General features: G+C 66.4%; 16 protein-coding genes. 6 read left to right on the forward strand and 10 right to left on the reverse strand.

Features of this window, described 5'->3' with window-relative positions:
• Positions 1-46: 46 nt before the first annotated feature.
• Entirely contained in the window at positions 47-1,420 is a 1,374-nt protein-coding gene (gene miaB, locus HLH48_RS16450; RefSeq protein ID WP_246387419.1) for a tRNA (N6-isopentenyl adenosine(37)-C2)-methylthiotransferase MiaB, read from the reverse strand.
• Between the two features lie 565 nt (positions 1,421-1,985).
• Here miaB and HLH48_RS16455 point away from each other — a divergent pair.
• From HLH48_RS16455 to HLH48_RS16465, 3 genes are all read left to right on the forward strand, one after another.
• Positions 1,986-3,839, forward strand: coding sequence for an autotransporter assembly complex protein TamA (locus HLH48_RS16455; RefSeq protein ID WP_343065436.1), 1,854 nt, complete (start codon positions 1,986-1,988; stop codon positions 3,837-3,839).
• Positions 3,839-8,077 carry a translocation/assembly module TamB domain-containing protein gene (locus HLH48_RS16460; protein ID WP_182998563.1) on the forward strand — a complete coding sequence of 1,413 codons (4,239 nt, stop codon included), beginning with the start codon at positions 3,839-3,841 and terminating at the stop codon, positions 8,075-8,077. The genes HLH48_RS16455 and HLH48_RS16460 overlap by 1 nt, the downstream gene beginning before the upstream one ends.
• Before the next feature lie 78 nt (positions 8,078-8,155).
• Complete coding sequence (locus HLH48_RS16465) at positions 8,156-9,136, forward strand: sterol desaturase family protein (protein WP_182998564.1); 981 nt, start codon at positions 8,156-8,158, stop codon at positions 9,134-9,136.
• 39 nt (positions 9,137-9,175) lie between these two features.
• Here HLH48_RS16465 and HLH48_RS16470 read toward each other — a convergent pair whose 3' ends face one another.
• Both HLH48_RS16470 and HLH48_RS16475 read right to left on the reverse strand, forming a co-directional pair.
• Positions 9,176-9,766, reverse strand: a complete 591-nt coding sequence (locus tag HLH48_RS16470; RefSeq protein WP_182998565.1) for a CarD family transcriptional regulator — start codon at positions 9,764-9,766, stop codon at positions 9,176-9,178.
• Positions 9,767-9,834: 68 nt separating this feature from the next.
• Positions 9,835-10,710: a bestrophin family protein gene (locus HLH48_RS16475; protein WP_182998566.1), complete on the reverse strand. Its 876-nt coding sequence runs from the start codon at positions 10,708-10,710 to the stop codon at positions 9,835-9,837.
• A 221-nt stretch (positions 10,711-10,931) separates the two neighbouring features.
• Here HLH48_RS16475 and HLH48_RS16480 point away from each other — a divergent pair, with 221 nt between their 5' ends.
• From HLH48_RS16480 to HLH48_RS16490, 3 genes are read left to right on the forward strand one after another with little or no spacing between them, the layout of a single operon-like run.
• Entirely contained in the window at positions 10,932-12,047 is a 1,116-nt protein-coding gene (locus HLH48_RS16480; RefSeq protein ID WP_182998567.1) for an S-(hydroxymethyl)glutathione dehydrogenase/class III alcohol dehydrogenase, read from the forward strand.
• 2 nt (positions 12,048-12,049) lie between these two features.
• The gene (fghA, locus tag HLH48_RS16485) at positions 12,050-12,898 is read left to right on the forward strand and encodes an S-formylglutathione hydrolase (protein ID WP_182998568.1); all 849 of its coding nucleotides are present in this window, start codon (positions 12,050-12,052) and stop codon (positions 12,896-12,898) included.
• Positions 12,899-12,912: 14 nt separating this feature from the next.
• Entirely contained in the window at positions 12,913-13,707 is a 795-nt protein-coding gene (locus HLH48_RS16490) for a ribonuclease T2 family protein (RefSeq protein WP_182998569.1), read from the forward strand.
• Positions 13,708-13,710: 3 nt separating this feature from the next.
• Here the strand turns inward: HLH48_RS16490 and HLH48_RS16495 are convergent, their stop codons facing one another.
• The 7 genes from HLH48_RS16495 to HLH48_RS16525 form a co-directional block, all read right to left on the reverse strand.
• Positions 13,711-14,130: a secondary thiamine-phosphate synthase enzyme YjbQ gene (locus HLH48_RS16495; RefSeq protein WP_182998570.1), complete on the reverse strand. Its 420-nt coding sequence runs from the start codon at positions 14,128-14,130 to the stop codon at positions 13,711-13,713.
• 13 nt (positions 14,131-14,143) lie between these two features.
• Positions 14,144-15,139: a tryptophan--tRNA ligase gene (gene trpS / locus HLH48_RS16500; protein WP_182998571.1), complete on the reverse strand. Its 996-nt coding sequence runs from the start codon at positions 15,137-15,139 to the stop codon at positions 14,144-14,146.
• A 65-nt stretch (positions 15,140-15,204) separates the two neighbouring features.
• On the reverse strand, positions 15,205-15,675 hold the full coding sequence (locus tag HLH48_RS16505) for a c-type cytochrome (RefSeq protein WP_182998572.1): 471 nt from the start codon (positions 15,673-15,675) through the stop codon (positions 15,205-15,207).
• Between the two features lie 19 nt (positions 15,676-15,694).
• The gene (locus tag HLH48_RS16510; protein WP_182998573.1) at positions 15,695-16,186 is read right to left on the reverse strand and encodes an FKBP-type peptidyl-prolyl cis-trans isomerase; all 492 of its coding nucleotides are present in this window, start codon (positions 16,184-16,186) and stop codon (positions 15,695-15,697) included.
• Positions 16,187-16,233: 47 nt separating this feature from the next.
• Positions 16,234-17,463, reverse strand: coding sequence for an argininosuccinate synthase (locus HLH48_RS16515; RefSeq protein WP_182998574.1), 1,230 nt, complete (start codon positions 17,461-17,463; stop codon positions 16,234-16,236).
• A 155-nt stretch (positions 17,464-17,618) separates the two neighbouring features.
• Entirely contained in the window at positions 17,619-18,836 is a 1,218-nt protein-coding gene (gene rlmN, locus HLH48_RS16520) for a 23S rRNA (adenine(2503)-C(2))-methyltransferase RlmN (protein WP_182998575.1), read from the reverse strand.
• A 93-nt stretch (positions 18,837-18,929) separates the two neighbouring features.
• On the reverse strand, positions 18,930-19,673 hold the full coding sequence (locus HLH48_RS16525) for a TlyA family RNA methyltransferase (RefSeq protein WP_182998576.1): 744 nt from the start codon (positions 19,671-19,673) through the stop codon (positions 18,930-18,932).
• Positions 19,674-19,828: the final 155 nt, after the last annotated feature.

Raw genomic sequence — 19,828 nt, forward strand, 5'->3', positions numbered from 1 at the left:
CGGGCGGGGCGCCGGCCGGGCAGAATCGCGGATACCGTCTGTTCTCTCAAGCGAAGGCTCTCTCCTGTATGAGGGTTCCACTCAGTGAGTTGGTGTATCGCTCCCGGATCTTCACCTGTGCGACCTGCCCGATCAGGATGTCGGGCCCTTCGACATGCACGGGTTGCAGATAAGGTGATCGGCCGGACAATTGTCCCGGCTTGCGCCCGTGGCCGGTCAACAGCACGGGAACCACGCGCCCCACCGTCTGGTCGTTGAACGCGTCCTGCTGCGTGCGCAGCAGGGCCTGCAAGGCTTGCAGGCGTGCGTCCTTCACGTCCTCCGGGACCTGCGCCGGCGCACCGGCGGCCGGGGTGCCCGGACGGGGGGAATATTTGAACGAGAACGCCTGCGCGAACCCGACATCGCGGATCAGCCGCATCGTCGCCTCGAAATCGGCGTCGCTCTCACCGGGGTGGCCCACGATGAAATCGGAGGACAGCGCGATGTCCGGCCGCGCATCGCGCAGGCGCAGCACGATGTCGCGATATTCGGCGGCCGTGTGTCCACGGTTCATCGCCGCCAGGATCCGGTCCGACCCCGACTGCACCGGCAGGTGCAGGAAAGGCATCAGCGCCGGCAGGTCGCGGTGGGCGGCGATCAGCGCGTCCTCCATGTCGCGCGGATGCGACGTGGTATAGCGGATGCGCGCCAGCCCCGGGATCGCGGCCAGCGCTTCGGCCAGGCGCGGCAGCCCCCAGACGCCGCCATCGGGTCCCTCGCCATGATAGGCGTTGACGTTTTGCCCCAGCAGCGTGATCTCGCGCGCGCCGGACTCCACCAGCCGCCGCGCCTCGCGCAGAACCGACGTCACGGGACGGCTGGATTCGGCCCCGCGCGTGTAGGGCACCACGCAGAACGAGCAGAATTTGTCGCAGCCTTCCTGGATGGTCAGGAAGGCGGTGAGTCCGCCCGGAACCTGCGGAGCCTGGGCGTCGGGCAGGAAATCGAATTTCTGCTCGGCGGGGAAATCGGTGTCGATGACGGCGCCGGCCGCCCGCGCCGCCCGTGCCACCATTTCCGGCAGTCGATGATAGGTCTGCGGGCCGAGCACGATATCGACATAGGGCGCGCGGGCCAGGATTTCCGCCCCTTCGGCCTGCGCCACGCAGCCGGCGACGGCCAGGATGGTGCGCTGGCCCCCGGTGGCGCGGGCATCCTTGACCAGGCGCAGGCGGCCGAGTTCGGAAAAGACCTTTTCCGCCGCCCGGTCGCGGATGTGGCAGGTATTCAGGATCACCATATCGGCCGCGTCGGGCGTTTCGACCGGCCGGTAACCCAGGGGACGCAGCACGTCGGCCATGCGCGCGCTGTCATAGACATTCATCTGGCAGCCCCATGTGATGACATGGAGTCCCTTTGCCTCGCGGGCGGGCTCCATCGTGGGGCGGACAGAATTCTGGGTCACAATTGAAATTTCCTGGGCGCGCCGCCGGGCCATCCCGCGCGGTCGCGGGAACACATCATATGTGCGGGGCGCCCGGTCAAGGGCACGCGCCAGGGCAGTCGGGGCGTGACAGCGTCATCGTGCGGCAAACCTCCCTCGTGCGGGGCGGGACGCGGCGGCGTCGTTACCTGCCTCATGAGGTAAAAATACCGGGGTCTTTGTCAAGGTACCTTTCCGAGTCCTGGCCAAAAACCGCATCGGGCACCGCGCGGCGGCGGTTCCGAGATTGTTTTTTATCGTCTTGTCAAATGATTGCCTTATAAATGGGTCAGAGAGGCGGCAGGGCGGCGCCGTTGGGTGGGATGAAGCGCGGGAACGGGACAGGGATGCATTGGCAACGGGGCGGCGGCTTCGCGTGATTTCGCGGCGAAGAAGGGGCGGGACGGATCGGCCGAATCGGCGGGGCCGGGCCGCAGGGGCTGGCGGCCCCTCGTGCCGAAGCGGATGCCTCGTGGCCCGGAGCGTATTTGTCCTCGCATTGTGCTGGCCGGCGGATATCGTGCTCGGTGCGGACCCGCAGCCTTATACCACCATCGTCACGCCGACGGGCGAGGCGGAACTGGATGCCGCGATCAGCGCGTCATCCGGCCTGCTGTCGCTCCAGAAAACGCACGTCGTCGGCCCGTTCGCCCTGGCCGGCCGGATCCGCAACGATTACGGCCGGCTGCGGATCGCGCTTGAAAGCTATGGATATTACGCGCCGACGATTCGGATCAGCGTGCGGCCGCGTGGCGACAGGAACGCGCCCGATGCCGTCGCCATGGACGGCACCGACCCTCGCCTGCCGGAATGGTTGCAGGCGATCCCCAAGGGCCAGGTCGTGCAGGTGACGGTCACGCCGACCCGTGGCGAGATCTTTCGCCTCGGTCGCGTGACGCTGGTGCGCGCCGCCGGCGACGGAACAGGGCCCGTGGTGCTGAATCCGGCCCAGAGCAAGGCGCTGGGAGTCGCGTCCGGCCAGCCGGCCGTCGCGTCCGACGTGCTGGCGGGGGCGACGAACCTCCAGGCCGAACTGAAGGAAGAAGGCCATGCGCTGGCGCGGGTCGACCCGCCCAAGGCGTGGCTCCGGCCCGACACCCACACGCTGGATATCGAATATACCGTACGGATCGGGCCGGTCGTGACCATCGGCGCGATCACCCTGTCGGGCATGCGGCGCACGCATCCCGCCTATATCGCGCGGCGGATGACCATGCACCCCGACGATCTGTACCAGCCGTCGCGGATCGAATCCGCCCGGCAGGATCTGGCGGGCCTGGGGGTGTTCTCCAACGTCCAGGTCAATGACGCGCCGCCCCTGACGGCGGGCAACCAGATGCCGCTATCGCTGAACTTTACCGAGGGCAAGGTGCGGACGGTGGCCGTGCAGGGCGGCTATTCCACCGATCTGGGCGGTCGCGCCGGCGTGAGCTGGACGCATCGCAACATCTTCGGCAATGCCGAACGCCTGCGCCTGACGGCCCTGGTGACCGGGCTGGGCGGGTCGGCCCAGCAGGGTCTGGGCTACGACGTGTATGCCGACCTGATGAAACCGGATTTCGGATCGCGCGACCAGAATCTCAGCGTGCGCGTCGAGGGGATCCGCCAATTGCTTTATTCCTACCGGCAGACGGCGCTGCTGGTGCGCGCAGGCGTGGTGCGCCGGCTTGGCCGGCTCTGGACGGTGTCGTTCGAGGGGCAGGCCGAGCAGGAACAGATCGAGCAGATGGGGCAGGTCAACGACTACACGATCATTTCACTGCCCCTCGGGGCGACCTATGACAGTACCGGCCTGAGCAACCCGATCGACCCCGCCACCCATGGCTTCCGCCTGGCCGCCAGCGTGACGCCCTCGGCCTCGCTGCTGGATGGCACATCGTTCTTCACCATCATGCAGGCGAATGCGTCGACCTATTTCGACCTGACGCATCTGGGCCTGTCCCGCCCCGGGCGCAGCGTCATCGCGGTGCGGGGTATCGTGGGCAGCGTGCAGGGGGCCTCGACCTTCGATATCCCGCCCGACCAGCGCCTGTATGCCGGTGGCAGCGCGACCGTGCGCGGCTTTCGCTACCAGGGGGTCGGGCCGCAATTCCCCAACAGCAAATACGCCATCGGCGGCACGTCGATGGACGCGGCGTCGCTCGAATTCCGCCAGCGGCTGTTCCGGAGTTTCGGTGGGGCGCTGTTCGCCGATGCCGGGCAGGTCGGCACCGGCAGCCGGCCGTTCCAGGGCACGCTCAGGGTCGGCGTCGGGGCCGGGGTGCGATACTACACGCCGATCGGGCCGGTGCGCGTGGACATCGCCGTCCCGCTCAACCGGCCGAACCGTGGCGATACGTGGGAACTCTATCTCGGCCTGGGGGAAACCTTCTGATGTCGCCGGATACATCGCCCCCGCCCGCCGGACGCGCGCGATCCTGGCCCCGGATCATGGTCTGGACCATCGGCCTGCTGGCCGGCGTGCCGCTGGCGGTGGCCGTGCTGGGTGTGGTGGCGATCCTGATCGTGGCCAATACCGGCTGGGGCCGCCATTCCATCGCGCGCCAGACGGCCGAGCTAACGGGCGGCGCGGTCACGCTGGACGGCATTTCCGGCCGTTTCCCCGACGCGCTGCGGATCGCCCGCATCAGCCTCAACGACCACAAGGGGACATGGCTGTCGATCGAGGGGCTGGAACTGGACTGGCGGCCGACGCATCTGCTGGCCCGCCAGGCGCGGGTGGACCGGCTGTCGATCGCCCGGCTTGCCATTCCGCGTCTTCAGGAAAGCGGTACCGCGTCTTCTTCCAGCAATCGTGGCGGCTTCGATCTGGGGATCGATCTGCGCGCCGTTCATATCGGGCGGATCGAGGTCGGGGCCGCCATCGCGGGAACCGATGCCGCGTTCTCGCTCGATGGCCGGGCCCGGCTGGCCCATATCGCCCCGGTGCTGAATGATATCAGTGTGGCGACATTGCCCACGACGTCGATCGAACTGGCGCTGAAGCGCCTGGATCGCCCCGGGGCACTGACCCTGCGGACCGAGATCGTGCCGGGGCGCCTGGGACTGCACCTGACGGCTGACGAAGGGCCGGGCGGCTTTGCCAGCACGTCCGGGCTGGCCCAACTGGACCCATTGCACCTGACGCTCGACCTCGATGGTCCACGGGATGCGAACCATCTGGCCTTTACATTAACATCTGGAACAATATCTTCCAATATAAATGGTTTGATCAATTTTATTAATATAAAATCTCAACTGTCCATCATGATGCGCGCCCCGCAGATGACCGTTCGGGATGGGATCGGCTGGCAGAATTTCGTCCTGGATGCGCATCTGTCTGGCGATGTGCATCATCCGGTCGGGCAGGGGCGGCTGATGCTGGAGCAACCCATGGCGGCGGGGGTGGCGGCGCGCCGGATCGCGATCGATTTCGACGGGCACGAGGCGACGGGCGGCCAGCCTTCCGATGCCCATGTGCATGCGGCCATCGACGGATTGTCGATCCCCGGCAGTCGTCCCGGCCTGTTTGCATCCGCGCCGCTGACGCTGGATCTGTTCCTGCATCCCGACGATGCCGGCTGGCCCATGGATGTCCGGCTTGACCATACGCTGCTGCATCTGGCGGGGCGGGTGATGACGGCAAAGCCATCGCATGGAACATTCGATTTCGCGGTGCCGGCGCTGGCGCCGCTTGCGGCGGCGGGCGGGGTCGATCTGGCGGGTCGGCTGGGTCTGCATGGTGTCTTCGCGATGCCCGCGCGGCCGGGCGATGCGATAACGCTGGCGGTGGACGGCCCGCTGTCGATCACCGGTGGCCTTCCGCAGGCGAAGTCGCTGATCGGTCCCGACGGGACCCTGTCCTTGCGCGCATCGATGCGGAGCGCGACCGTGGACCATCCGGCCCTGCTACGGATCGACCGGCTGGCGCTGGAGGGGCAGGCCGTGCATCTGGCATTCTCGGGCAGCCGGTCGACCGCGCCGGCGGCGGACCCGGTCACTGGCGGCCAGGCCGGCGCCGCGATCGATGCAACCGCGAACCTGGCGATCGACGATCTGCGGCGCGCGTCGCCGGCCGCGCGAGGGCAGGTGGGACTGACGCTGGCGGTCAACGGGCCGATGACCGACCTCTCGGCCACCGCCCATCTCGAAGGACAAGTGGGCACGAATGAGATGCCGGCCGGCCCGATCATGCTGGATGCGGTCTTTCATCACCTGCCGACCCATCCCCAGGGCACGCTGATGGCCAAGGGGACGCTGGACGACGCGCCGCTATCGATCGCCGCCGACCTCGAACAGGATCCGCAGGGACGCCGGACCATTGATCTGGCGCATCTCGACTGGAAAAGCCTCTCGGGTAGCGGCCATCTGGTGCTGAACCCGCATCGGGTCACTCCGCTGGGCACGCTGGACGTGCGGATGGATCGCCTGGGCGACCTGTCGCGTCTGGTGGGGCAGCCGGTGAGCGGCGCGCTGAAGGCGTCGATCCGTACATCCGACCCCGCGTCGGATGCGCCGGGGCAGGGCGCCCGGCCTCCGGTCGTGACGGTGGCGGTCGACGGCACGCTGGCCAGCGCGCAGGCACGGCTGCGCGCCCTGTCGCTGGCCGGCACCGTGACCGATCCGCTGGGGACGACGCAGACCGACATGACATTGCGGCTGGACGGCGTGTCGGCGCCGGGCGTGGCGGGCGACGTGCGCGTGACGGCGCGCGGGCCGCGCGACGCGATGGCGATCGGCGCCAACGCGACCTTCCAGGCGCTGGCCGGCGCGCCTGCTGCGCTGTCCACCGCCCTGGTCGTGGACACTCCGGGGCAGTCGGCCACCATCCGATCGCTTGAGGCGAATGCGCGAGGCGAGACGATCCGCCTGAGCGCGCCGGCCAGAATCGGATTCGGCAAGGCGATCGGCGTCGATCACCTGCGCCTGACGCTGGCTCCGCCCGGCGTCGCGCCGGCCAGGATCGACGTGGCGGGCACCATCAAGCCGATGCTGGGCCTGACGGCCACGATCGACAATCTCTCCCCCGCCATCGCGCGTCCCTTCGTGCCATCCCTGAGGGCGGACGGGACCGTCAGCGCGCGGGCGAGCCTGCGCGGCACGACAGCCAGTCCGCAGGGGACGGTGACGGTGACGGCCCGGGGGCTGGCCTATCACAGCGATTTCAGCGGTGCCCTGCCGCCGCTTGATCTGGACGCGACCGCGCAATTGTCGGGCAGCCAGGCGCGGGTCGATGCGACGGCGCATGCGGGATCGCTGCTGGACCTCGCGCTACGGGGGACGGTACCCACCGGGTCGTCCGGTACGATCGGGTTGCAGGCCGACGGCCATGTCGATCTTTCGGCGGCCAATGCCTATCTCGGGGCGCAGGGGCGGCAGGTCGAAGGCATTGCCCGTCTGTCCCTCGCCGTTCGCGGCGCGCTGTCGGCGCCGAAAGCCTCGGGAACCGTCACGCTGAGCGGAGGGCAGGTGCATGATTACGCGCAGGGAATCCAGCTTTCGAACATGAGGGGCACGGTCATCGCGCAGGATGACCGGCTGACGATCGACAATCTGTCGGCCACAGCCGGGCCGGGCAGTATCGCCGTCAACGGGACGTTGGGTGTCTTGCAGCCCGGCCTGCCCATCGATCTCAGGATCACGGCCAGGAATGCCCGGCCGCTGGCCAGTGATCTGGTCACGGCGCAGATCGACGCCGACATGACGGTTCGTGGCGCGCTGGCCTCGCGGATCGACGTGGTGGGGCAGGTGACCATCCCGCACGCCGAGATCAATATTCCCAACGCGCTGCCGCCGTCGATCGCGACCCTGAATGTGATCCGCCCTGGCGACCAGCCACCGCCGTCCGATGCCGAGAAGGCCAGCGGTCTCGTGGTCGGACTGGATGTCACCGCGTCGTCGCCGGGTCAGATGTTTGTCCGCGGGCATGGTCTGGACGCCGAAATGCGCGGCCGCCTGCATGTTGGCGGAACGGCCGACACACCCGACATCACCGGCGGATTCGCCATGCGCCGGGGTAGCTTCAACCTGGGCGGGATTTCGCTGGAATTCACGAAGGGTCAGGTCGCCTTCAATGGCTCTGGCGTGACCCAGGCGATCGATCCGACGCTGGATTTCGAGGCCGAACGCGCGACCACCGCCGGTACCGCGCAACTGATCGTCGGCGGCTATGCCAGCGCGCCCAAGATCAGGTTCTCGTCCACGCCGCCACTGTCGCAGGACCAGATCATGGCCATCCTGCTGTTCGGCACCGACGCGCAGTCGCTGTCGACGACCCAGATGGCCGAAATGGCGGCGGCGGTTGCAACCCTGACCGGTGGATCGGCCTTTGATCCGCTGGGCAAGGTGCGCAGCACGCTGGGGCTGGACCGGCTGCAACTGACCGGGGGATCGGGCGTCGGCAAAGGCAACGGCACCAGTGTCGAGGCAGGCAAATATGTCATGCGCGGTGTCTATGTCGGCGCGAAACAGGCCACCAGCGGATCGGGCACGCAGGCGCAGGTTCAGGTCGATCTGACCCGGCGCCTGAAGTTGAACACGACCGTGGGCACGGGCGGCAACGTTACCGGATTCACCACCCCGGAGAACGATCCGGGCAGCAGCGTCGGGCTGTCCTACCAGTTCAATTATTGACGTCACAGGCCGTCATTGAGCCATCGTGCCGAAGACGGTACAGTGCGCGGAGAGGCCACCGACGACAGGATGACTGGCATGATCGACCCGTTTTCATGGCTTGCCGGATGGATTCAGGAAAACTGGCTGATCCCGATCCTCTACCATTTCGGGTGGATGGAATGGGAGGATACGTCTTTTCTATGGGCGATGTTCGCCATCTACGGCGTGTTGCAGGTGGTGCTGAACCTGGCGATCTGCCTGCCGCTGGAGCGGTTCTGGCCCCTGCGCCGGTGGGAAAACCGCGACAATGTGTCCATGGACATCGTCTATACGCTCGTCGCGCGCGTCGGCCTGTTTCCACTGGTGACGTTTTTCGGCTTTTATGAGATCCAGACTTGGTTGAACGGCGTGCTGACCGACCATGGCTATATTCCGCCGACGCTGGAGAGCGTGTTTCCGACCCTGATGGACTGGCCGGTTGCGACGTTCTTCCTGTATGCCGTGATCCTGGATTTCGCCGAATATGTCCGTCATCGGCTGTCGCATGTCTTCGGCTGGTGGTACGGGCTGCATGCCCTGCATCATGCGCAGACGCAGATGACCTTCTGGTCCGATGACCGGAATCACCTGCTCGACGATGTGACGTCCTATGTCTGGGCCATCGTCGTCGGGCTGCTGATCGGCGTGCCGCCGCTGCAATTTCCGTTGCTGATCCTGTTCCTGCGGCTGGTCGAAAGCCTGTCGCATGCCAATACGCGGGTCGGGTTCGGCTGGCTGGGCGAGCGGATCCTGGTTTCGCCGCAATTTCATCGCGTGCATCACGGCCTGCGTTCCGCCGGTCGGCGGTCGTGCAATTACGGCGCGGTCTTTCCCTGGTGGGACATGATGCTGGGGACGGCGAATTTCGCGCACAATGTGGTGGAAACCGGCGACCCGAAGGCCGAACCGGCGCTGGTCAGCGGCGGATGGCTGGCACAGCAGAAAGCGGGGATGCTGCTGTCATGGCGCCTGGCGACCCGCCGCTGGCGGCGGCCCGAAACCCGGTCACCGGCGGCCACGGGGCAGGGCGGAGCGTGAACGAACAGGTCCGTCCTGGCCCCGGTTGGGCCGGAACGGTCAAGCGGCCTTCATGGCCGCCGTCAGGGATTCGAGCACCTCGGCCGGCTCCTTGCCTTCCAGCACCGCGACTTCGGCCACGAAACGCTCCTGCGCGGCTTCGAACAGCTTGCGCTCGCTGAAGCTGCCGTCCAGACTGTCGACATTGCGGCGCAGGTCGCGCAGTACCTCGGCGATCTGCACCAGGTCACCGGAATTGATCTTTTCCTGGTACGCGACGGCCCGGCGGGCCCACATGCCGCGGCTGACATGCGGCTTGCCCTTGATGATGGCCATCGCCTTGTCCACGATCTCGCGAGAGACGATCTTGCGGAGGCCGGCCTTGCGCGCCTTGGTCAGCGGAATGCGCAGCGTCATCTGGTTGCCGGGGAACGAGATCTGGATCATTTCCAGCTTGGTGCCCGCGATTTCGTCGATACCGATGCGGTCCACGCGCCCGACGCCATGGGCGGCGTAGACGATGGAATCGCCCTCGCGGAAGGGATCTTCGTCCTTAACCTTGGTCTTGGCCTGTGCGGCGGTTGTGGCGGCGGCGGTGCGAGCCATTGCGTCGGTCACACCGCCTTTGGGGGTCGTTCTGAACATGCTCATATGACAACTTATATCACATTTTTCCTATTCTGTCTCGATCCTCGCATCGGGATGGCCGCGTGAAACGCTCAGGACTGCACGCCACGCACCGGGGCGAGGGGGCCGCCGACGGGGATATCGACCGGCTGGAGCAGGTCGATCTCGATCGTCCGGGCCATGGTCCGCATCGGCATGGCATGTGGCGAATTGTCGAACGGATCCTGTAGATCGCTGCCGATTTTATCCAGCGCGACGAAGAGCAGCCCGACGAGCGATGACCCCAGGGGCGTGATCCATCCCAGGGTCTGCACCATCGAGAGCGGCAGGATGACACAGAATATGTTGGCCACCAGCCGGGGGATCAGCGAGAACTGGATGGCCAGCGGCGTGTTGCGAATGCGCTCCAGACCACCCTGGGCATTGGCGAGGTCGGACAGGATGCGGTCGATCTGGCCATGGACGGCGCCGTCGATGCCCTGGCGCGCCACTTCCTCGTTCACTGCCAGCCCGATCTGATAGAGAATGGCATTGGGCTGGTTGTTCCAGCCGGCAATGGCGCCCTGCATCTCGGGCGGCAGCAGCCGGGAGACGTCCGCCGAGCCGTCGAGCCGCCCCAGCGCGGCGCGCAGCGCGTAGGGATAGGCCGCCATGGCGCACGCAAGATCCGGCCGGCCACCCAGCAGCGATCCGGCCTGCCGCCCGAACGAGCGGCAATTGTTCGTGATCGCCCCCCACAGCGTCCGTGCTTCCCACCACCGTCCGTAGGCGGCGTTGTTGCGTACGCCCAGGAAGAGCGCGACGGCCGAGCCCAGCAGCGACACCGGCAGGGTCGGCTGCTCCATCCAGTCCTGATGGAAGACCTGGAACATGACGACGACAAAGACGTCCCATGCTCCAAGCAGCGTCAAGGTCAGCAGGCTTTCGCGCATCAGGATGAATAATCCGATCCGCCGGTCGACGATCATCGATGTTTTCTCCATCAGGGCAGGACGGCGTGGCGGCCCCCGGGGCCGCCCCCGCATAGTGACAAGCCCCCGGGGAAAGACAACAGCCTGATCGGAAAGACGGATTTTGTGACAGTCGCGACATCGACTGTTGCAAATCCGTCAGACGGCATTGACCCTTCCGGGGATGCCATTTTTTATGATGCCGACAATTCGGTTCAAGACTCTGGAGAGGCACGATCATGGACGTAAGGGCAGCGGTCGCGTTCGAGGCAGGCAAACCGCTCGAGATCGAGACGGTACAGCTCGAAGGCCCGAAGGCGGGCGAGGTACTGGTCGAGATCAAGGCCACGGGCCTGTGCCATACCGACAAATACACCCTCTCGGGCGCCGATCCGGAAGGCCTGTTTCCCGCCATTCTGGGCCATGAAGGTGCCGGCGTGGTGGTCGAGGTTGGGCCGGACGTGAAGCATTTGAAGCCCGGCGATCATGTAATCCCGCTCTACACGCCCGAATGCCGGGAATGTAAATCCTGCCTGTCGCGCAAGACCAATCTCTGCACCGCCATCCGTGCGACCCAGGGCAAGGGGGTGATGCCGGACGGCACCAGCCGCTTTTCCTACAAGGGACGGCCGATCCATCATTACATGGGCTGTTCCACCTTCGCGAACTACACGGTGCTGCCCGAGATCGCGCTGGCCAGGATCCGCCCGGACGCCCCGTTCGACAAGGTCTGCTATATCGGCTGCGGCGTGACCACCGGCATCGGCGCGGTGCTGTTCACCGCCAAGGTCGAAACCGGATCGACCGTGGTGGTGTTCGGCCTGGGCGGGATCGGGCTGAACGTGATCCAGGGGGCGAAGATGGTCGGCGCCGACATGATCGTCGGCGTGGACATCAACCCGGCGCGCGAGGAGATGGCACGCAAGTTCGGCATGACCCATTTCGTCAATCCGAAGGATCTGGGGCCGGACGGCGACGTCGTGGGGCACCTGGTCGAACTGACCGGCGGCGGCGCGGATTATTCCTTCGAATGCGTGGGCAACCCGACGCTGATGCGCCAGGCGCTGGAATGTTCGCATCGTGGCTGGGGGGTTTCCACCATCATCGGCGTGGCGGGCGCGGGGCAGGAGATCAGCACCCGTCCGTTCCAGCTCGTGACCGGCCGCCGCTGGATCGGCTCGGCCTTCGGTGGAGCGCGCGGGCGGACCGACGTGCCGAAGATCGTCGATTGGTACATGGACGGCAAGATCGACATCGACAGCCTGATCACGCATACCCTACCGCTGGAGCAGATCAACGAGGGCTTCGACCTGATGACGCGCGGCGAGAGCATCCGCACCGTCGTCGAGTTCTGATCGTGGCGATCACCACTCGTTCCACCCACGCGTGCTGCGGCGGCACGCTGGGCTTCTACAGCCATCCATCCGACAGTCTGGGATTGGAGGCCCGTTTCGCGGTCTTCATGCCCGATGGCGCGTCGGCGGCCGCGCCGGCGCCGGTCATCCATCTGCTGGCCGGCCTGACCTGCACCGAGGAAACCTTCCTGATCAAGGCGAATGCGGTCCGCTTCGCCGCGGAATACGGGATCGCGCTGGTGGCGACGGATACCTCGCCCCGGGGTGCGGACGCCCCCGGCGAGGATGACAGCTACGATTTCGGCAGCGGCGCCGGCTTTTATCTGGACGCGACTCAGGCCCCCTGGGCCGCTCATTACCGCATGGGCACCTATGTCGCCGAGGAACTGCCCGCCCTGACCGAGGCCAATTTCCCCCTTGATGGCGCGCGGCGTGGCATCATGGGCCATTCGATGGGCGGCCATGGCGCGTTGGTGCATGCGTTGCGCGCGCCCGATCGCTGGAAATCGGTCTCGGCCTTCGCGCCGATCGTCCATCCGTCGGCGGTACCATGGGGCGAGAAGGCCTTTACCGGCTACCTGGGGCCGGACCGTGCAGCCTGGGCCGCCCATGACGCGACCCTTCTGCTGCGCGCCGACCACACCCATCCGACGACCATCCTGGTGGATCAGGGTGACGCCGACCAGTTCCTGGACGCCCAGCTTCAGCCGTGGCATCTGGAGGACGCCGCCAGGGCGGCCGGCCAGGAGTTGATCCTGCGCCGTCATCCCGGCTACGACCATTCCTACTGGTTCATCCAGTCCTTCATCCAGGATCACCTGACCCACCACGCGGCGATCCTGCGCCGCTAACGCGGAAGAACAGAATGACGTTGGCCCATCGTGCGGCAAGCCGCGCGCGTCTTGCGTTCGGCGCCCTGATTCTTGCCGCCGGGATGGCCGCCTGCGCGCCCACCGCCGTATCGCCGCCCGCGCCGATGGCGGGCAGTGTGGTCAATCCGCCGGCGCACGGGGATTTCGGTCATTACACTCTGGCGCTTACCTGGCAGCCGGGCTTTTGCGCCAGCGGCCCCGGGTGCCGCCCCGACCAGCCGAAAACGCCGCTGATCGGACTGCATGGTCTGTGGGCCTCACGGCCCCAGCCGTTGATTGCGCAGGGCGTGCCGCCGCAGCGCTGGTGGGGGGCCGGATGCGACATCTATCCCGGCCAGGACGACAAGGCGCCCGTCACCGTTACCAGCGAGACGAAGCAGGGGCTGGACCAGAGCGTGGCGCATTTGTCGCATAGTCTGGTCGACCATGAATATCACAAGCATGTTCAATGTTTCGGTATTCCGGCCGAGACCTTCTTCCATACCGCGCTGGATCTGCGGGCTCGGGTCGCGGGGTCCGATTTCGGCACGACCTTGCGGGCATGGCAGGGAAGAGTGGTCTCCAAGGATGCCGTGATGCGGGCGTTCAGGGCCACGTTCCATAGCGAAACGGAGCGGGCGCTTCAGCTTCGCTGCGAGCACGACCATGCGGGCCATGACGTGCTGACCCAGCTCTGGTTTACCATCAAGCGCGAGCATGTGGGCGATTTCCCGCGTGCCAGCGCCTTTATCCGCGCGCCCGAGGACCAGGATGACTGCCCCGCGACGTTCCTCGTCCCGGCGTGGTGACGTTCAGTCGCCGATCAGGTGGAGGATAAGCTGCCGTCGGTGGGGCTGCCGGCGATGCTCGAACAGATAGAGTCCCTGCCAGGTTCCCAGCACCGGTTGCCCGTCGGCGACCGGGATCGAAAGCTGGGTCTGGGTCAGCATGCTCCGCAGGTGGGCGGGCATGTCGTCGGACCCTTCGTCATCATGGATGTAGCGGCCCGGCGCCTCGGGGACCAGCGCCTCGAAGAAGCGCTTGATATCCTCGCGCACAGTCGGGTCGGCGTTTTCCTGAACGGTCAGCGATGCCGAGGTGTGACGACACCAGATCGTCAGCAGTCCCGTCTCGATCCCGGTCTCGGCCACCCATCGCCGGACCGCATCGGTAAACATCACCAGTCCCTTGCCATGGGTTGGAATGTCGAGACGATGCAGGGCCTGGCGCATGATGTTGCCTTTCCTATTTCAGAAAGCCCACGAGGCGTTCTGCCTCGCAGACGATCGGCTCGGCGATCGCGGCCGCGCGTGTGGCGCCGTCGCGCAGCACCGCGCGCAGATGGTCCGGCGCGTCCATCAGGCGCCTGGTTTCGTCGGCGATCGGGACGATCGCCTGGACCAGCACATCGGTCAATGCCGCCTTGAACGGGCCGAAACCCTCGCCGCCATGGCGCGCCAGCACCTCGGCGACCGGAATACCGGCCAGGACCGCGTAGATATCCACCAGATTGCGGGCCTCGGGCCGGTCTTGCAAGCCGGCCGGGTCGGAGGGCAGAGGCTCGGGGTCGGTCTTGGCGCGGCGGATCTTCAGCGCGATCGTATCGGCGTCGTCGGTCATCTCGATCCGACTCTGTGCCGACGGATCGGATTTGGACATCTTCTTCGTGCCATCGCGCAGGCTCATGATGCGGGCGGCGGCGGGCGGGACCAGCGGCTCGATCGGCGGGAAGAAGTCGACGCCGTAATCATGGTTGAATTTCTGGGCGATGTCGTTGGCCAGCTCCAGATGCTGGCGCTGGTCGTCGCCGACCGGCACCCGCGTCGCCTTGTAGGCCAGGATATCGGCGGCCATCAGGTTGGGATAGACATACAGGCCGGCCGAATGGTTCTCCCGGTCCTTGCCCGCCTTGTCCTTGAACTGGGTCATGCGGTTCAGCCAGCCGAGGCGCGACACGCAATTGAAGATCCAACCCAGCCGCGCATGCGCGCTGACGGCGGATTGGTTGAACAGGATATGGGCATTCGGGTCGATGCCGGCCGCCAGCAGGACGGCGGTCTGCCTCAGCGTCTGCTGGCGCAGGGCCTCTGGCTCCTGCCACACCGTAAGGGCATGCATGTCGACGAGGCAGAAGATGCACTCGTGATCGGCCTGCAACGCGACCCAGTTGCGGATCGCGCCCAGATAATTGCCCAATTGCGGAATACCGGTCGGCTGGATGCCGGAGAATATGCGTTGCATGACGGTTCTTTTCAGGTGTCGGACCCGATCCGGTCAAGCGGATCGGCGATCACGACATCCGGGTTTCAGGGCATGGGATGCAGACGGTCCACTGTTTGTCGCTCGTCCGCCACACGGGAGGGGCCGAGCGTCGCGCCGCGCTGCGCCGCGACATCGCCGGCCTGGAAGGTCGGCGGATCGGCCCGGCCGCCGCTGGCGGAGAGATAAGTCAGGATCGCCGCGATTTCGGTGTCGGACAGGCGACGGAAAGACGGCATGGAGAAATTATAGCGCCCGCCATTGGCGACCAGCGGGCCGTTCAGCCCGTTCAGCAGCACGTCGATCAGATAATGCCGTCCCTCCGGGGTGCGGGCGATCTGGTCGATCCGCCCGGTCAGAGGCGGGATTTCCCCCAGCATGCCCTCGCCGCCATGGTGGCAGATCCCGCAATTGGTCCGGTAACGAGCCTGGCCCAGGGGCGTGTGTCGCGAACAGCCCGCGGTCGCGAGCAGGCCGAGAAGACCCGCCGCGAGCGGGGCAAGATGCCGCGGACGCATCGCGCGAGGATTCCCGCGCTTACTGCTTTGAGACGCCCAGGAGCTGGATCTTGAAGATCAGCGGGCTGTCGGCGGGGATGATGCCCATCGAACGGTGGCCGTAGCCCAGTTCAGGGGGCACGTACAGCATCCAGGTATCGCCGACGTGCATCTTCGGCAGGGCTTCCATCCAGCCCTTGATGACGCCGTCCAACTGCATCTGCATATAGGCACCCTTGCCGTGCTGGTCGGAACTGTCGAAGATGCCGCCCTCGGGTAGCCGCCCCTCGTAGATCACCATCATCATGTCGCCCGGGGCAGGGCTCTGCCCGTCTTTCGGGCCGCTCTCCAGCACCTTGTAGGCCAGTCCGTCCGGCAGGCTCTGCACGCCAGGCTCGGCCCGGACCTTGGCCATGAACTGCGCGGGCGTCATCTCCGGTTTGGATTCCTCGGGACGTGCGCCGCACGCCGCCAGCGACAGCGCTGTCGCGGATGCCAGGATGAGGGAAGTGACGCGGGACAGACGTTTCATGACACCTCGGCTCGGCGGAAAGGGAAGAGGAGAAAGGGACGCAGCGCTTACAGCGCGCCGCCCCGGCGTCCGATCTGGGCCCCCAGGCGGAGGCGCAACGCGTTCAGCTTGATGAAGCCCTGGGCATCGGCCTGATTATACGCGCCCTCGTCATCCTCGAAGGTCACGACGCGGGTATCGTACAGGCTGTTGGGGCTTTCGCGGCCGACGCAGATCACATTGCCCTTGTAGAGCTTCAGCCGCACGCGGCCGGTCACCGAATGCTGGCTCTCGTCGATCAGGGCCTGGAGCATCCGGCGCTCGGGCGAGAACCAGAAGCCGTTATAGATGATCTCGGCATAGCGCGGCATCAGGCTGTCCTTCAGGTGCCCGGCCTCGCGGTCCAGCGTGATGGATTCCATGCTGCGATGCGCCGTCAACAGGATGGTGCCGCCCGGCGTTTCGTAGATACCGCGCGACTTCATGCCGACGAAGCGGTTCTCCACCAGGTCCAGGCGACCGATGCCGTTGGCCTTGCCCAGTTCGTTCAGCCGCGTCAGCAGCGTGGCCGGGGACAGGGTAACGCCGTTCAGCGCCACCGGATCGCCCGAGACGAAATCGATCGCGATCTCGGTCGCGACATCCGGCGCGGCTTCGGGCGAGATGGTGCGCTGGAACACGATCTCGTCGGGCGCTTCGGCCGGATCTTCCAGCAGCTTGCCTTCCGATGATGAGTGCAGCAGGTTGGCATCGACCGAGAAGGGCGCTTCGCCGCGCTTGTCCCTGGCGATGGGGATCTGATGTTCCTCGGCGAAGGCCAGCAGGCGGGTGCGCGAGGTCAGGTCCCATTCCCGCCACGGCGCGATGACCGTCACGTCTGGCTTCAGCGCGTAATAGGCCAGTTCGAAGCGCACCTGGTCGTTGCCCTTGCCGGTCGCGCCATGGGCGACGGCGTCGGCGCCTACGGCCTCGGCGATCTCGATCTGGCGCTGGGCGATCAGCGGACGGGCGATCGAGGTGCCCAGCAGATACTGGCCCTCATACAGCGTGTTGGCGCGGAACATCGGAAAGACGAAGTCCTTCACGAAGGTCTCGCGCAGATCCTCGACGAAGATCTCCTTCACGCCGAACATCTCGGCCTTCTTGCGCGCTGGCTCCAGTTCCTCGCCCTGGCCCAGATCGGCGGTGAAGGTCACGACCTCGCAGCCATAAGTGGTCTGCAACCAGCGCAGAATCACGGACGTATCGAGACCGCCGGAATAGGCGAGCACGACCTTCTTGACGTCCTTTGCGGCCATGGAACGGGAACTCCTGTCGTCGAAACTGAAAGGCGGGGAAACTGAAAGGCTGGGAAACCGCCAGGTGGCGGCCCGCCTGATTCCCGCCTCCTAGCATTGGATGGGCAATGGTGCCAGCGGGGAGAGCCCGAAATGCGGGCTGTCCCGTCATGCGGTCAGGCCGGCAGGCCGCGGCGTTCGCGCTGGCTTTCGGTACGCAACTGCCCGCATGCGGCCAGGATGTCGCGGCCGCGCGGCATGCGGATGGGCGAGGCGAAGCCGGCATCCATCACGATCTGGGCGAATTTGGCCAATTGTTCGCGCGTCGAAGGCTGGTAGGCGCTGCCGGGCCAGGGATTGAACGGGATCAGGTTGACCTTGGCCGGAATGCCGGCGATCAGGCGCACCAGTTCGCGGGCGTCGGCCTCGCTGTCGTTCACGCCGCGTAGCATGATGTATTCAAACGTGATGCGTCGCGCATTGCTGGCGGCGGGGTAGCGGCGGCAGGCGGCGATCAGTTCCTCGATCGGATATTTGCGGTTCAGCGGCACGATTTCGTCGCGCAGGTCGTTGCGCACGGCGTGCAGCGAGATCGCGAGATTGATCCCCAGTTCCGACCCGCATTGGTCCATCATCGGCACTACGCCGGATGTAGAGAGCGTGATACGGCGGCGCGACAGGCCGATGCCCTCGCCATCCATGACGATCTTCATCGCCTTGGCGACGTTTTCGTAATTGTACAGCGGCTCGCCCATGCCCATCAGCACGATGGTCGAGAGCAGGCGCGGGGTTTCGCCCCTTGGGCTGGGCCATTCGCCATAGCTGTCCCGCGCCGCCATGAACTGGCCGACGATTTCGGCCGCGCCCAGATTGCGCACCAGCTTCTGCGTGCCGGTGTGGCAGAAGGTGCAGGAGAGCGTGCAGCCGACCTGCGACGAGATGCAGACCGCGCCGCGATCCTCACGCCGGTCGGGGATATAGACGGTTTCGGCCTCCTGCCCGTCGCGGAAGCGGAAGAGGAATTTACGGGTTTCGTCGGTCGAGGTCTGGACCGTCGCGGCTTCGGGGCGGCCGATCACGAATTGTTCGGCCAGCTTCGCCTGCAACGGTTTGGCGATCGAACTCATGCGCGCGAAATCGGTCACGCCCTGATGATAGAGCCAATGCCAGACCTGCTTGGTGCGGAACGGCTTCTCGCCGATCGCGACCAGCGCCTCGGTCAGTTCCTCGCGCGACAGGCCGATCAGGTCGCGCCGCCCGTCCGGCAGCATGCCGGTGGGCGGGGCGAACAGGGCTGATTTCGCCAGGATGCGCTGGCGCTCGACCGCGGTGAGCGAGGCGGCCAGACCGGTCTCGGCGGGGGGCTGGGGCGCGTGAGCGGAAACGGCGGTCATGAACGGCTACTCATCGGGCAGGCGGCGCGTGGTGTCGCGGCGCGAATGGGCTGAATCCGCGCTGCCTACCACATTCGAAGGGAAAAGGGGGAATTACTCTGCGTCGCGTCGCGCGGCGATCAGGAATTCGCGGTTGCCCTCGGGCCCGGTGATCGGGCTGGGTTCCACCCCCAGCACCGTCCAGCCGGGCAGGGCGGACCACCATTCCTGGATCATGGCGCAGACGGCGTCATGCACCGCCGGATCGCGCACCACGCCCTTGGCGCCCACGGCCTCGCGGCCGGCCTCGAATTGCGGCTTGATCAGGGCCACCGCCCACGCACCGGGCTTGCAGAGCGCCAGTCCGGCGGGCAGGACGGTCCTTAGGCCGATGAAGCTGGCATCGCAGACCAGCACATCGATTGGATCGGGGATGGTGGCCGCGTCCAGGGTGCGGGCGTTGCATTTCTCCAGCACCACCACGCGTGGGTCGCTGCGTAGCTTCCACGCCAGTTGGCCATGCCCGACATCGACGGCGAAGACCCGCGTGGCCCCGTGCGTCAGCAGCACGTCGGTAAATCCGCCGGTCGAGGCCCCGACATCCAGCGCCACGGCGCCCGCCGGGTCGAGGCCGAAATGGGCCAGCGCGTGGGCCAGCTTGACGCCGCCGCGCGAAACCCAGGGGTGATCCTGCCCCTTCAGCAGCAGGGGTGCATCCTCGGGCAATTGCTCGCCGGCCTTGGCTACGCGCCGATCGCCGGAATAGACCACGCCAGCCAGGATCAGGGCCTGGGCGCGGGCTCGGCTTTCCACCATGCCCCGGTCGACCAGCATCTGGTCCGCACGCTGCTTGGCCATGTCCGGTATCGCCGGATCAGGCCGTCTGCTGCGATGACGCCACACCCAGGGCGTGCAGGGCGGTGGCGGCGATGGCGGCGGCGTCGAGTCCGGCCTCGTGGTATTGGGCGTCCTGGGTGTTGTGGTCGATGAAGCGGTCGGGCAGCGTCATGGGG

Origin of the sequence: Gluconacetobacter sacchari (genome assembly GCF_014174255.1) — a bacterium.
GTDB classification, from domain to species: Bacteria; Pseudomonadota; Alphaproteobacteria; order Acetobacterales; family Acetobacteraceae; genus Gluconacetobacter; species Gluconacetobacter sacchari.